This window comes from Halomonas sp. GFAJ-1 (genome assembly GCF_000236625.2).
Classification (GTDB): domain Bacteria; phylum Pseudomonadota; class Gammaproteobacteria; order Pseudomonadales; family Halomonadaceae; genus Vreelandella.
The window spans coordinates 97,669-111,309 of the sequence record NZ_AHBC01000004.1; the positions used below are offsets into that span (position 1 = coordinate 97,669).

A 13,641-nucleotide genomic window follows, 5' to 3' on the forward strand; every position below is an offset into this window, starting at 1 on the left:
TAATAGCTTAGCTTTCCCGCTGGCTGGCCTGCATGGCAGTTAGGGCGATGGTGTAAACGATATCGTCGACCAAAGCACCTCGGGAAAGATCGTTGACCGGTTTGTTCAAGCCCTGCAGCATCGGCCCAACGCTAACCACTCGGGCGCTGCGCTGCACGGCTTTGTAAGTGGTGTTGCCGGTGTTGAGGTCGGGGAACACAAACACCGTGGCACGGCCTGCTACCGGGGAGTCCGGGGCTTTCTGCTTGCCAACGCTCTCAATAGCCGCGGCGTCGTACTGCAGTGGGCCGTCGATGGCAAGATGCGGCGCCCGCTCTTTGGCGATGCGGGTGGCTTCGCGCACTTTATCCACATCGGCTCCAGTGCCAGAGTCGCCGGTGGAGTAGCTGATCATGGCAACACGGGGTTCGATGCCAAAGGCTTCTGCCGAGCGAGCACTTTGCAGGGCGATTTCGGCCAGGGTTTCGGCATCAGGGTCTGGGTTCACCGCACAGTCGCCGTACACCACTACCTGTTCGGGCAGCAGCATAAAGAAGATCGACGACACCTGCTTATATTCGGGGGCGGTTTTGATCAGCTGAAAGGCAGGGCGAACCGTATTAGCGGTGGTATGTACCGCGCCAGATACTAGCCCATCCACTTCATCTAGCTGCAGCATCATGGTGCCGAGCACCACGTTATCCTGCAGTTGGGCCTCTGCGGTGATCTCGTTGAGTTTGCCACGGCGGCGTTCCACCATCGGGCTAATATAATCCGCCCGGCTGCTTTCTGGGTCGATAATCGTTAGCGCGTCGGGTAGCGTCAGGCCACGATTGCGCGCAACGTTTTCAATATCATCACGCTTGCCCAGCAACACACAGTCGGCAATGCCGCGACGCTGGCAGATGATCGCCGCTTCGATGGTGCGTGGCTCATCACCTTCGGGTAGGACAATGCGCTTTTTAGCCTGCTGAGCGCGTTTGACCAACTGATGACGAAAAGCAGAGGGCGAGAGGCGGCGGGTATAGCCCCGGCTGAGCTTGGCTTTCAGCCACTCTAAATCAAGGTGAGCGGCCACGTAGCGGGCGACCTGTTCGGCGCGCTCGAAATCGTCCATAGGGATTTCGCCGCTGAGCTGGCTCAGGTTTTGTGCCGTGGTAAGGCTGTCGGTTTCAACCGCGAGTACCGGTAGGCCGGTTTTGAGTGCCGGGCGACACATTTCAATCATGTTGTCGTTAGGCATAAAGCCGTTGGTGAGCAAAACGCCCGCTAGCTGAGTGCCGTTCATGGTGGCCAGAGCCGAGGCCAGCACCACATCATCACGGTCGCCTGAGGCGACGACCAAGCTGCCGGGTTTGAAAATATGCAGCGCATTGGCCGCGCTACGGGCGCAGAGGCTGGTTGAGAGGACCCGGCGGCTGGCCGCATCTCCTTCATTCAGCATTTTGGCATTTAACGCACGGGCAACATCTAACGTGCGCGGCGCGCTTAATGTTTTGCTGTAGGGCACCACACCGATCAGGTGAAAGCTGTCCGTGGCCAGCGCGGGTGAGTAGCGGCGCAGTTCGTTAAGCACCGGCTCTTCTAACTGCGGCTTAATAGTGCCTGGCGCAGCAGATAGGTCGTCCTCCTGCCCGTAGGGGAGGTTCTTCATCCGCATTAAAATGCCGCCCAGGGTTCGGGTGGAGCTAACGCCACCGAAGCTGCGGGCATGCATATCTAGCTCTTCGGCTAGCCGCTGAGGTTGGTGTAAATCGCCGGTACCGACCAGGATGATCCGCGCATTCAGCGCATCGGCTAGCTGCGCGTTGGTCTGGGTTGCGTAGGTAGTGTGCTGGGTGGGCACGACCCCCTCGACCACAATTAGATCCAGAGCACTGCCATCCCGGTAAGCCTGCTGGGTAACCTGCTCGTAAAGCTCGACCACGTTTTCCATCAGCTCATCGGTATGGTCATCACGTAGCAAACGCTCCAGGCGTGCCTGAGAAATAGGCGATGGCGGACGCTGGTTAAGCGTGCGCGATACCAGCGCCGTGGAGCGGTCTAGCCCTGGGCCGTTTAATTCATTCTGCATAAACGGCTTTAAAAAACCGGCCTTTAAGCCAATGGTATCCAGCGCTTGAATTAATCCCAAGCAGGCTGAGGTAAGCCCAGCGCCTACGCTGGTTGGCACTAATAAGATAGCTTGGGGTTGGTCAGGAATACTGTTCATTCAGGGGTCTCCACGCGTTGGCGAGTTTCCATGGCGATACGGCCCTCTTCATCGGTGGGTATCACCCACACTTCCGGGCCGCTGTGGCCAGCGCTATCCAGCTTGCCCTCTTTGCCACGAATCGTCGCTTGGTTGGTCGACTCGTCCAGGTTGAAGCCAAAGTGGGGCAGCAGGGCGAGCACCTCACGGCGCACGGTAGGTGAGTTCTCGCCAATACCACCGGTAAAAATTACGCCATCAAGGGTGGGCAGAGCGCAGGAGAGCGCCGCCAGCGATTTGGCCACGCGGTAGCAGAATACATCCAGTGCCAGTTGGGCACCGCTGTGCCCGGCCAATGCTTGGTCTTCTATTTCACGCATGTCGTTGGTAAGGCCAGAAAGGCCCAGCAGGCCGCTCTGTTTGTTGAGCATGCTGTCGATCTCATCCAGCGACCAGCCAAGCTGGCGGTGCAGGTGAGCATGCAGGCTCGGGTCGACATCGCCGCTTCGGGTGCCCATTACCAAGCCTTCCAGCGGGGTTAGGCCCATGCTGGTATCCAGGCTTTGGTTATTCCACACAGCGCTGGTAGAACAGCCGTTGCCCAAATGAGCGACTAACCAGCCGCCAGCACCCCGGCTGCTGAGTTCACCGGCACGCTGGCTGACAAAGGCGTGGCTGGTGCCGTGGAAGCCGTAGCGACGAATGCTATGCTCAGTGTAGAGCGCTTCAGGCAGCGCATAGCGGTAGGCCCGGGGCGGCAAGGTTTGGTGGAATGCGGTATCAAAGACAGCCACCTGGGGAAGGTCAGGGAACACTTTTTGCGTAGCAGCAATACCGGCCAAGTTAGCCGGGTTGTGCAGAGGCGCCAGTGCTGACGTCGCATTGATGGCGCCAATCACGCTATCATCGATCAGTGCTGCTTGGGTAAAGTGTTCTCCACCGTGCACAATGCGGTGACCAACGGCGCCGGGTATGCGGCCTTCAAGACGCTCCAAAATGGCGTTCAGGGCTTCTGCATGATCAGCATTGGGCAGCGTTTGGGTAAAGCTCTCACCGGCACTGTTTTTGCCTTTTATACGTGCCTCTTCGCTGCCTAAACGTTCCGCTAAGCCTGCCAAGCGTGGCGCCTGTGGGTCTGAATCAATCAAGGCGTATTTAATAGACGATGAGCCGCAATTTATAACCAGCACCGGTGCGTTCATAACAACCTTTGTAAAGTAGTTAGCGTAAAAAGGGGGTAGACCTTAGTTTAACATGCTGCGCTGCAGGATATTAGCGCGGTATTTCGTTAGCCTTCTATGTAAAATATCGGTTAGCTACTTTTTATCATACCTACCATGAGCCGCTCTGCTGCTATGTCTTCTACTGCCCCCCCTGCGCTACTCCCCCGGCATCTGGCTATTTTGCTGATGATGACCGTTGCCACCATGTTTGCCGCTAACCATGTGTCGGCACGTTTGGCGTTTGATAACGGCACTGGCCTCCTGCTGGCCGTACTCACTCGCTCGGGGGTGGCTTGCCTCATTTTGCTGGCATTGGTCATTACCCAAAAAAAGCGACTTTGGCTACCGCCGGGCAGCTGGCCCTGGCAATTAGCGGTGGGGTTATTAATCGCTATCCAAAGCGTCAGCCTCTATTCAGCGGTGGCGCGGCTGCCGGTGGTGATTGCGCTGCTGCTAGTGAATACCTTTCCGATTCAACTGGCGCTATTAAGTTGGGCGTTGGGGGGCAAACGGCCTTCGCTGCGCAGCTGTGTGATTATGGGCTCTATTTTAGTTGGGCTGCTGGTGGTGCTCGATATTCCTAGCTGGATAGCGGACGCCGATGCCATGGGGCCAGGCTGGCTGGCGGGTATTGGTTTTGGGTTAAGCGCGGCCTTTGCGTTTGCCTGCGCGCTATGGGTCACCGAGCACCGCTTGGCAGGGGTTGGCAGCACATTACGCAGCCTGCTCACCATGCAAACCGTATTTATCGCGATGATTATCGGTGGGCTACTGGGGGCTGTGCCAGGCGGAATGGGCCTGCCGGAAAACAGCACGGGTTGGATGGGGTTAACGCTTTTAGCGCTCCTGTACGGTTCGGCATTCTCGGTACTGTTTATCTTCGTGCCACGCCTGGATATGGCGCGTAACGCGCCGGTGATGAATATCGAACCGGTTGCCTCCTTGGTGATTGGTTATTTTGTATTAGGGCAGATGCTTAGCCCAGGGCAGTTAGTCGGTGGTGCGGTTGTGGTGGGTGGTATTGTCGTATTAAGCCTGTCAAAAGGTAGGTGAAAAGGTGAAGAAAAAAGGAAATTAAAAGCAAGCGCGGCAAAATATTTGCGTTCTTTATAGGGTTAAGCCACACTTCTAAAACGTAAGGAAACACTGTTTTTTAACTGAGGCTTTATCTATGAAGATGACCGTTTTATCACTCACCTCCGCAGCGCTTCTGGTTGGTGCGGGTGCTTTCGCGGCATCGGCTCAAGCGCAGCAATCTTTTCAATACCCGCAAGGTTACGTGGGCGGTGATGCTATGTTCTGGAGCCTAGACCCAGACCGTGGCTCCTCCCGGGATGATGTCGGTCTACGCCTACGCGGTGGCGCGCAGTTTAACGAATACTTTGCCCTTGAAGGCCATCTTGGTACCGGCGGCTCCGACGGTAATGTAGAGCTAGACCACTTGGTGGGTGCCTATGCCAAGGGGATTATTCCTATCGCCCCAGAAGTACGCTTATACGGTTTGGCAGGTTTCACGGAAGTAGACTTTGACCGCGATCGTGAAACCGGTTTCTCCTACGGTGCAGGTGCCGAGATGGATGTAGCACCCAACCTTTCCATTGGCGCCGACTACATGCGCTACCTGGATAAATCTGCCTACACGTTTGATGCGGCCAGTGTAGGTCTACGTTACCGCTTCTAAACAAGCGGGTGCGTTCGCTACGCCATACAAGATGACTGTAAACCCCATCGCTTCCAAGCGGTGGGGTTTTACTATTTTTACGCTTGGATAAATCGGGCTGTGTTTTATTTTTGCCTATTGGCTTAATGGTTTGTTGGCGGAATGCGTAGTTTGAGGTTTTAAAAAATTGAGCAAATTTTCTAACAAGGTCTACGCTAGTAAGGTGTCGCTTGATAACAGCCGTGTGATTGACACGTGCTATGCGTCACTCTCCCTACTAACGGATTAGAGGTGTTCGTCATGACTGATAGTAAAACAGATAAAACCAAAGGTACGGCCAATAAAGCTGCGGGTAAAGTAAAAGAAGCGACTGGCAAGATGACCAATAGCACCGAAACAGAAGCTAAAGGTAAAGCCCAGCAGGCGAAAGGCGAACTGCAAAAAGGCAAGGGTGAAGCCAAAGATAAACTGAAAGATTAATAACGCTTAGCAAATACTTAGCAGTTATTAATACAGGGGCCTTCGGCCCCTGTATGCGTTTACACAAGCTGATTTAAAAAAATAGTTATTAAAAGAAAGTAGTTATCGCTATAATGCTACGCCCCGCAGTGTCCAGCGTTTCCTCACCATGGGCTTGTTAATCACTACCCGAAAAGCAGATTTACCACGCTCATCACCCAGCTTGCTTTCCACCATCTTCCCTATGCGCTAGCCATGCATTTGGCGTTAAGCTTTCTGGCAGCCATACAGGTGCATTGGGTTGGTTTCGCTATATGTTTAGAATAAAACAAAACCCAAAAGCTTAATGAGGAGATGTGATGTATCGCCAAGCTACGTCGGGATTGTTTAAGGGAATGAATGCCCGCGTCACGCTTATCGCCATTATTATGGTGGTGGTTGCTTTAGGGTATGGGGCGGTTTTTACTGAGCATCTTGCGGAAGTCCTTGATCGTATCCGTGGCACATTGAACCCCTTTCTTGAGTGGTATTACGTCTTGCTGGTGGCATTTTTGCTGCTGTTTATGATTTGGCTAGGCGTTGGGCGTTATAAAAACGTGCGCTTGGGGGGCGATTTTGAGCAGCCTGAGTTTACGTTTTTCTCCTGGGTTTCGATGCTGTTTGCCGCAGGCACCGGGGTCGGGATTCTGTTCTGGGCGGTCGCGCAGCCCATTTTGCAGTTTCAAGAAAACCCCTTTATTGCCGAAGGCATGAGCCCAGAGGCGGCGCGGGTGGCCATGCGGCTTACCTACTTCCACTGGGGGTTGAACGGCTGGGCGATTTTCTCCTTTGTTGCCCTGGTGCTGGCGTACTTTGCCTATCGGCGCAACCTGCCGTTGACGGTGCGCTCTGGGTTGGAGCCCATTCTAGGCAAGCGTAACCATGGCCTATTGGGTGACATGGTCGACCTACTCGCGGTGTTTGGCACCGTGTTCGGTATCGCGACGACTCTGGGGCTAGGCGTTCAACAAATGAATGCAGGGTTAGAAGCCGTGTTTGGGCTGGAGTCCTCGGTCAAACTACAGCTGCTGATTACCGCTGTGATTATGAGCGTGGCGACCTTCTCAGTGGTCTCCGGTGTTAAGCGTGGCGTGCGCCTACTTTCAGAAGCGAACTTCTGGCTGAGCATTGCGGTCGTGGCCTTTATGCTGTTGTTCGGGCCTACCCAGTACCTCATTGCACTCACCATCGAGTCTGCCGGTGACTACCTGCAAAACATATTCGGCATGACCTTTCATACCAACGCGACTGTTGCAGACGGCTGGCAGTCAGAGTGGACAGTGTTCTTCTGGGGGTGGTGGCTGGCCTGGTCGCCGTTTGTCGGCATGTTTATCGCCCGGGTGTCCCGTGGGCGCACCTTCCGTGAGTTTGTGATGGGCGTGCTGCTGGTACCTACCGTAATCACCATTATCTGGATTGGCCTGTTTGGTGGCACCGCGCTCTATCATGAACTGTTTGGGTCGGGCGGCATTGTCGAAGCGGTAGATGAAAATGTCGCAACTGCGCTATTTGCGACCGTATCAGCGATGAATTTAGGCATATTGGGCGTGGGGCTATCAGCCGTATTAGTGGTGCTGATTGCTACCTACCTGATCACCTCTGCCAATGCGGGCACGCTAGTGATTAACACGATTTTAGCCGGGGGCGACCCGGACCCGCCCACCGCACACCGCATTATTTGGGGGGCGGCGCTTGGGCTGCTCACGGCTGTCATGCTGCTGGCTGGCGGGCTTGAAACGCTGCAATCTGCGGTCATCATGGCGGCGCTGCCGTTTTCAGTTGTGGTGATCTTAATGGTGCTTGGGCTGCTTAAGGCACTGCACGACGAGCGTTTTGCAGCCCGTACCGGTTCGCGTACGGAAGCGCCTCGCGAGCCATGGGCGGATTTGGACGATGCAGGAACCCAGCCTACGCCGGTTTCACCGGATGAGAACTTTAGACGCAATTAATGTCGTCAATGAGCGCTGCAAGTTGACCTTGCAGCACTGTCTATTTAGTCCACTAAAACTTGATATAGCGCAGTTTTAGTGGCCATCAGCTAGCGCTTAATAGCCTACGCTTAATGGTGAAGTGCCATGACTACCCTCTGTGAGGAATTGTCCTATGCCTACCATGATGAAAGCCGCCATTTTTATTGAGCCGGGCCGTATCGAAATCGACGACAAGCCCATCCCCGATATCGGCCCTAACGATGCACTGATGCGCGTGACTACCACCACCATCTGCGGTACCGATGTCCACATCTTAAAAGGCGAATACCCGGTTGAGCGTGGCCTAACCATCGGCCACGAGCCGGTGGGCGTGATTGAAAAACTCGGCGCCAACGTTAAAGGCTACCAAGAAGGCCAGCGGGTGATTGCCGGTGCGATCTGCCCCAGTTTTACCTCATACGCCTGCCAGGATGGCTGCTCCTCGCAAGATGGCGGCCACCACCACAGCCACGGCTATAAGCCGATGGGCGGCTGGCGCTTTGGCAACACCATTGACGGTGCCCAGGCGGAATACTTATTGGTGCCCGATGCCCAAGCCAACCTCTCGCCGGTGCCGGATGGCTTAACCGATGAACAAGTGTTGATGTGCCCCGACATTATGTCGACCGGTTTTGCGGGCGCAGAGGCGGGCGGTATCAACATTGGCGACACCGTAGTGGTGTTTGCCCAAGGCCCGATTGGGCTATGTGCCACGGCAGGGGCACGGTTACGCGGGGCCGGGATGATTATCGCGGTAGACGGTGTGGATGAGCGATTGGCGATAGCCAAACAGATGGGTGCGGATATCACGCTAGATTTCCGTAAAGTGGATGTCGTGGAAGAAATTCTCAAGCTGACCGGTGGGCGGGGTGTGGATGTGGCTATTGAGGCACTCGGCCTACAGCAAACCTTTGAGTCTGCCTTGCGGGTGCTAAAACCTGGCGGAACCCTATCCAGCCTGGGCGTTTACTCCGAAGACTTAACGATTCCGCTGGGTGCTTTCTGTGCGGGGCTGGGTGATCATAAGATTGTTACCTCGCTGTGCCCTGGCGGTAAAGAGCGCATGCGCCGACTAATGAGCACCATCGCCGCCGGGCGCCTAGATCTTGGCCCCATGGTGACCCACCGCTTCGCGCTGGAGGATATCGTCGAAGCCTACGATCTTTTCTCCCACCAGCGCGATGGCGTATTAAAAGTGGCGCTAAGCACTGCTTAGCGCCGTGGATGGCGGGCTACACCTCCTGGTATAGCTCGCTGCCTTCCCGGCGGAACTTCTCCGCCTGTTCCTGCATGCCGCGCTTCACCGCTTCCGCATCGCTCTCGGCGGCGTTCTCAGGTGTGCGATCCCGGTAGGTGTCGCGCACTTCCTGGCTGATCTTCATGGAACAGAACTTCGGCCCGCACATCGAGCAGAAGTGCGCCACCTTGGCGGAATCCTTCGGCAGGGTTTCATCGTGGAATTCCCGTGCGGTATCCGGGTCTAGTCCCAGGTTGAACTGGTCTTCCCAACGAAACTCGAAGCGCGCCTTAGAAAGGGCGTTATCACGACGCTGCGACGCCGGGTGGCCCTTGGCTAAATCTGCTGCGTGGGCAGCAATTTTGTAGGTAATGATGCCGGTTTTGACGTCATCTTTATTGGGCAGGCCCAGGTGCTCTTTGGGCGTGACGTAGCAGAGCATCGCACAGCCAAACCAACCAATCATCGCCGCCCCAATGCCGGAGGTAATGTGATCGTAACCGGGGGCGATATCGGTAGTGAGCGGGCCGAGGGTGTAGAACGGCGCTTCGTGGCAGGCTTCAAGCTGCTTATCCATGTTCTCTTTGATCAAGTGCATGGGCACGTGACCGGGGCCTTCGATCATTACCTGAACGTCATGCTTCCAGGCGATCTTCGTTAGCTCGCCCAGGGTTTCGAGTTCAGCGAACTGCGCTTCATCGTTGGCATCCGCGACTGAGCCGGGGCGCAGGCCGTCGCCAAGGGAGAACGCCACGTCGTACTGCTTGCAGATCTCACAGATATCCTCGAAGTGGGTATACAGGAAGCTCTCCTGGTGATGGTACAAACACCACTTCGCCATAATAGAACCGCCACGGCTGACAATGCCGGTGACGCGGTTGGCGGTGAGCGGCACATAGCGCAGCAGCACCCCCGCGTGGATGGTGAAGTAATCCACGCCCTGTTCCGCCTGCTCAATCAAGGTATCGCGGAACACTTCCCAGGTGAGGTCTTCGGCAATGCCGTTTACTTTCTCCAGCGCCTGATAGATGGGCACCGTACCAATCGGCACCGGCGAGTTGCGGATGATCCACTCGCGGGTTTCATGGATGTTCTGGCCGGTGGAGAGGTCCATGATGGTGTCTGACCCCCAGCGGATACCCCAGGTCATTTTATCGACTTCTTCTTCAATCGAAGACGTCACCGCCGAGTTACCCAGGTTGCCGTTAATCTTCACCAGGAAGTTACGGCCAATAATCATCGGTTCGGATTCAGGGTGATTGATGTTATTGGGAATAATCGCCCGGCCACGGGCCACCTCATCGCGCACGAACTCTGGGGTGATCTCCTTGGGCAGGCTGGCGCCAAAGCTCTGGCCCCCATGCTGATGGCCCAGAATGCGCTCTACTTCCGCCGTGCCCAACGCCTGGCGGCGCTGGTTTTCGCGCAGGGCGATAAACTCCATTTCCGGTGTGATGATGCCCTGGCGGGCGTAGTGTAGCTGGGTAACGTTTTTCCCTGCTTTGGCACGGCGCGGGGTGCGTGTTAGGTCAAAGCGCAGCTGGGCAAGCGTTGGGTCGTTAGCACGGCGCTTGCCGTAATGGCTGGTGGGGCCGTCTAAAAACTCGGTGTCGTTGCGCTCCTCAATCCAGGTGCGGCGCAGTTCTGGCAGGCCCTTGCGCAAATCGATGCGGGCGTCTGGGTCGGTGTAGGGGCCGGAGGTGTCGTACACCAGCAGCGGCGGGTTCTGTTCATCAATGCTGCTGGTTTTGGTAGGCGAGAGGGTAATTTCCCGAAACGGCACGCGAATATCCGGCCGCGAGCCTTCTACGTACACCTTGCGCGAGGCGGGCAGCGGCTGAATGGCTGCGGCATCTACCTGGGCGGTTTCAGCTAAAAAGTGGCCGGTTTTACTCTTAACGGTCTTAGTCATTTCGGTGGTCTTCCTTTGTTTTTGGTGTTTTTAGGTCGTGCGTGAGGGGGCTTATTCGCTAAGTTCCAGGCCCATCTGCCAGAAGTCGATTTCCAGGCGGGTGGCATCGCGGAAGATTTTGGCAAGCTCAGCAAAGCGGGCAGGGGTGACATCGGCCAAGCGGGCATCAAGCCACTCAAGCTCTGCCTGCATGGCCGCCTGGAACTCCTCGCCTTCGTACATGGCAATCCAGGCATCGAACGGGTTTTGCGCGCCGCGCAGGGTGGTTGGCTGGGCATTCAACCAGTTGGCGATTTCACCGTAGCCCACTAAGCAAGGGGCCAGCGCTACGTGCAAATCGAGCAGGTCGCCACGGTTGCCGGTATCCAGCACGTAGCGGGTGTAGGCCAGCGTGGCGCGGGCTTCGGGCAGGGCTGCTAGTTCTTCTTCACTAATGCCCCATTCCTGGCAAAAGCCCACGTGCAGGCCCAACTCCACGTCCACAATGGCTTTTAAACCTTCATGGGCTTGGCGCAAATCCGCCAGGGTGGGGCTTTTGTAGGCAGCCAGCGCGTAGGCGCGGGCGAAGTGAATCAAGAACAGGTAATCCTGCTTCAGGTAGTGACGAAACGACGCTTCAGGCAGCGTAGCGTTGCCCAGCTGGCGTACAAAATCGTGCTCAATATAGGCGCGCCAATCGGTTTGGCAAGCGGTGGTTAAATCAGTAAAGCGGTAGCCCATGATGCCTCCGGTAGTGGTGATCCGGAGGGCGGGCGGAGATCGAGGAGATGGCGTGGAAGGTGGCGTGCGATTGTGAAAGCTAGCCAAGGCCATCGCTTGATCCCTACGCCGGTACCCGCGCGCTCATCATAGGAGCAACGCATTAGCCGGATCAGGTTCAGCGGGACCAGCGCTTTGGCAGTATCAGCAGATACGCCCTGCGCCATCTCAGCCGGATATCACCGGCACCCCGTCAAGCAGTTAGTTAGCGGAGTCTAGGCTGAGGGTGGGGGAGATGCAAGGGGAGTTAGCTTGATCAAGCACGGGCTTTATTGAAGCTTGTCTGCTCTTCACTAACCCAATGGGCTTCTAACGCCCGCAAAGCCATTGCCTAGCACATGGGTGTATATTTGGGTGGTTTCGATACTTTTATGGCCCAGCAGCTCTTGAACTGTGCGAATGTCAGTACCTTGGCTAAGTAGCTGAGTGGCGAAACTGTGCCGCAAAGAGTGGCATGATCCAGGGCGTGTTAAAGAAGAAGAGCGCATGGCATATTTAACGGCCTTTTGTACGGCAGAAGTATGGATGTGATGTAGTACTACTCGCCCCCACTCATCGAAACAAGGCTTGGAGGAAGGAAAAATCCACTGCCAAGCAAGCGAAGTGCCAGCGTTTGGGTATTTACGGTCCAGCGCATAAGGCAGTGACACAGGAATAGTGTTTGCTTCAATGCGAGCGTTCAGCTGTTGTTCTGCCATTTGTATATGAGTATGTAACGGCTGAACGCAAGAAGGTGGCAACAGTGTGGTTCGGTCTTTGTTGCCTTTTCCTGAACGAACAGTGATAACTTGCCGCGTGAAATCAATATCTTTGACGCGAAGCCGACAGGCTTCGGAGACACGTAAACCTGAGCCGTACATAAGTGAGGCCATGAGAAGCATAGAGCCAGACAAGTGCTGAAATACCTCCATTACCTCCTGATGGGAAAGCACCACTGGTAAGCGCTGAGGGCGCTTAGCTCGGCTAAATTGGCCAATCTCTCCAAGCGGTTGATCCAGTACATGGCGATAAAGAAATACGATGGCATTGAGTGCCTGGTTCTGCGTGGCAGCCGCCACACGTCTCTCGATTGCCAGGTATTCTAAGAATTGCTGTACTTCACGACCTGACATAGTGTCAGGGTGAGGTAAATTGTGAAAGCGAATGTAAAAGCGAATCCAGTAGCAGTAGGTATTCTCAGTACGGAAGCTATAGCGCTTGACCCGCAGGGTCGCCTTGACGCGTTCCATCAGTTTCATAAGAGTCACCCTTAATATCTGTATGCATATACAGTATTATTGGGCAGGGTAAAACATGCAAGCACGCGAATTTTGGATATGTAGCCAAAATTCGCTTTGCTTTCAATGGAATCAATGGGGTAGAGTCAATTTTGTGGCTGCATAACCTCAATGAACGTGCTGGCACATTCATTGAGGTTATGCAGCAGGGGATATAATCACTGTTAGGCAGTGAATATGAAAATATATTGGACTCTAAAACAAATACCTGAGCTATCAAGCCTGTCTTCTCGAGAGAGGGGAAAGCGTTGGAGGAAGGCTTATAAGAAAAGCTTCCGACATTGGGAAACTTGGTTGGGCGTAATTTGCTGTGGTCTTTGTGGCGCAGCAGGCGCTTGGGTCGGTGATGTTTTCAATTTAGGATTATTAGGCGCAGGTATAGGCGGAGCAATCGGTGGATTGGTGTTTTCACAAGCTATTTTGTCAGTAGTGTTGCGGCGTTACCGTGATATTTTACGAGGTGGTCAGCTAGGGAAGGTAGATGAACCAGTTGCCTAACAAGCGGCGGCATTCGGACCAAATCTACGCTCCGATGTCGCTCCAATTTGTCCGTTGCGCCGGGCGTTAGGCTTTAAAACATCAAATTTGGATAAATATATGAGATTGTCAGTAGAAGGCTATAAATCAATTGCCTCAAAGCAGGAATTAAATTTCGATGGTTTGACTATTCTTTCTGGGGCTAACAGTTCTGGGAAATCTAGCTTTATGCAACCTTTTCTGATTTTGAAGCAAACAATAGAAAACCATTATGATTCAGGCACTCTTATACTTTATGGTGAAAATGCCAAACTAACCGATTCTGCTCAAATTATATCGAAAGTCCCAGGTTATAACAAAAAATCCTTCAGTGTTTCAATGGTCAATGATAACCATAATTGCACAGCATCTTATAAGTATAAAAGGGGGGTGGGGATACAGGTTGATACCATAAGGAT

12 protein-coding genes and 1 riboswitch are annotated in these 13,641 nt (G+C 54.6%); of the genes, 7 read left to right on the plus strand and 5 right to left on the minus strand.

What is annotated here, in order from left to right; all coding sequences use genetic code 11:
* Positions 1-7 precede the first annotated feature (7 nt).
* Both pta and MOY_RS01765 read right to left on the minus strand, forming a co-directional pair.
* Complete coding sequence (pta, locus tag MOY_RS01760; RefSeq protein WP_009095857.1) at positions 8-2,191, minus strand: phosphate acetyltransferase; 2,184 nt, start codon at positions 2,189-2,191, stop codon at positions 8-10.
* Positions 2,188-3,372, minus strand: a complete 1,185-nt coding sequence (locus tag MOY_RS01765; protein ID WP_009095859.1) for an acetate/propionate family kinase — start codon at positions 3,370-3,372, stop codon at positions 2,188-2,190. The genes pta and MOY_RS01765 overlap by 4 nt, the downstream gene beginning before the upstream one ends.
* A 153-nt stretch (positions 3,373-3,525) precedes the next feature.
* Here MOY_RS01765 and MOY_RS01770 point away from each other — a divergent pair, with 153 nt between their 5' ends.
* From MOY_RS01770 to MOY_RS01790, 5 genes are all read left to right on the plus strand, one after another.
* The gene (locus MOY_RS01770) at positions 3,526-4,446 is read left to right on the plus strand and encodes an EamA family transporter (RefSeq protein ID WP_009095861.1); all 921 of its coding nucleotides are present in this window, start codon (positions 3,526-3,528) and stop codon (positions 4,444-4,446) included.
* Positions 4,447-4,564: 118 nt separating this feature from the next.
* The gene (locus MOY_RS01775; protein WP_009095864.1) at positions 4,565-5,074 is read left to right on the plus strand and encodes a porin family protein; all 510 of its coding nucleotides are present in this window, start codon (positions 4,565-4,567) and stop codon (positions 5,072-5,074) included.
* A gap of 279 nt (positions 5,075-5,353) precedes the next feature.
* Positions 5,354-5,533, plus strand: coding sequence for a CsbD family protein (locus MOY_RS01780; RefSeq protein WP_009095866.1), 180 nt, complete (start codon positions 5,354-5,356; stop codon positions 5,531-5,533).
* A 338-nt stretch (positions 5,534-5,871) separates the two neighbouring features.
* The gene (locus MOY_RS01785) at positions 5,872-7,500 is read left to right on the plus strand and encodes a BCCT family transporter (RefSeq protein ID WP_009095868.1); all 1,629 of its coding nucleotides are present in this window, start codon (positions 5,872-5,874) and stop codon (positions 7,498-7,500) included.
* 154 nt (positions 7,501-7,654) lie between these two features.
* Positions 7,655-8,737: an NAD(P)-dependent alcohol dehydrogenase gene (locus MOY_RS01790; protein WP_009095870.1), complete on the plus strand. Its 1,083-nt coding sequence runs from the start codon at positions 7,655-7,657 to the stop codon at positions 8,735-8,737.
* 16 nt (positions 8,738-8,753) lie between these two features.
* Here the strand turns inward: MOY_RS01790 and thiC are convergent, their stop codons facing one another.
* From thiC to MOY_RS01805, 3 genes are all read right to left on the minus strand, one after another.
* Entirely contained in the window at positions 8,754-10,670 is a 1,917-nt protein-coding gene (gene thiC / locus MOY_RS01795) for a phosphomethylpyrimidine synthase ThiC (RefSeq protein WP_009095873.1), read from the minus strand.
* Positions 10,671-10,721: 51 nt separating this feature from the next.
* The gene (gene tenA / locus MOY_RS01800; protein WP_009095875.1) at positions 10,722-11,390 is read right to left on the minus strand and encodes a thiaminase II; all 669 of its coding nucleotides are present in this window, start codon (positions 11,388-11,390) and stop codon (positions 10,722-10,724) included.
* 83 nt (positions 11,391-11,473) lie between these two features.
* Positions 11,474-11,632, minus strand: a riboswitch (TPP riboswitch).
* Between the two features lie 90 nt (positions 11,633-11,722).
* Entirely contained in the window at positions 11,723-12,667 is a 945-nt protein-coding gene (locus MOY_RS01805; RefSeq protein WP_009095877.1) for an integron integrase, read from the minus strand.
* Between the two features lie 216 nt (positions 12,668-12,883).
* On the opposite strand from MOY_RS01805, the gene MOY_RS16815 reads away from it, so the two are divergent.
* Complete coding sequence (locus tag MOY_RS16815) at positions 12,884-13,204, plus strand: hypothetical protein (RefSeq protein ID WP_009095878.1); 321 nt, start codon at positions 12,884-12,886, stop codon at positions 13,202-13,204.
* Positions 13,205-13,303: 99 nt separating this feature from the next.
* The coding region (locus tag MOY_RS17115; RefSeq protein ID WP_009095880.1) for an AAA family ATPase at positions 13,304-13,641 on the plus strand (338 nt) is incomplete at its 3' end.

What these genes read in the sequence shown, in the direction of transcription:
- pta (WP_009095857.1), bottom strand. Translation starts at nt 2,191, where the DNA reads ATGAACAGTATTCCTGACCAACCCCAAGCTATCTTATTAGTGCCAACC.
- MOY_RS01765 (WP_009095859.1), bottom strand. Translation starts at nt 3,372, where the DNA reads ATGAACGCACCGGTGCTGGTTATAAATTGCGGCTCATCGTCTATTAAA.
- MOY_RS01770 (WP_009095861.1), top strand. Translation starts at nt 3,526, where the DNA reads ATGTCTTCTACTGCCCCCCCTGCGCTACTCCCCCGGCATCTGGCTATT.
- MOY_RS01775 (WP_009095864.1), top strand. Translation starts at nt 4,565, where the DNA reads ATGAAGATGACCGTTTTATCACTCACCTCCGCAGCGCTTCTGGTTGGT.
- MOY_RS01780 (WP_009095866.1), top strand. Translation starts at nt 5,354, where the DNA reads ATGACTGATAGTAAAACAGATAAAACCAAAGGTACGGCCAATAAAGCT.
- MOY_RS01785 (WP_009095868.1), top strand. Translation starts at nt 5,872, where the DNA reads ATGTATCGCCAAGCTACGTCGGGATTGTTTAAGGGAATGAATGCCCGC.
- MOY_RS01790 (WP_009095870.1), top strand. Translation starts at nt 7,655, where the DNA reads ATGCCTACCATGATGAAAGCCGCCATTTTTATTGAGCCGGGCCGTATC.
- thiC (WP_009095873.1), bottom strand. Translation starts at nt 10,670, where the DNA reads ATGACTAAGACCGTTAAGAGTAAAACCGGCCACTTTTTAGCTGAAACC.
- tenA (WP_009095875.1), bottom strand. Translation starts at nt 11,390, where the DNA reads ATGGGCTACCGCTTTACTGATTTAACCACCGCTTGCCAAACCGATTGG.
- MOY_RS01805 (WP_009095877.1), bottom strand. Translation starts at nt 12,667, where the DNA reads ATGAAACTGATGGAACGCGTCAAGGCGACCCTGCGGGTCAAGCGCTAT.
- MOY_RS16815 (WP_009095878.1), top strand. Translation starts at nt 12,884, where the DNA reads ATGAAAATATATTGGACTCTAAAACAAATACCTGAGCTATCAAGCCTG.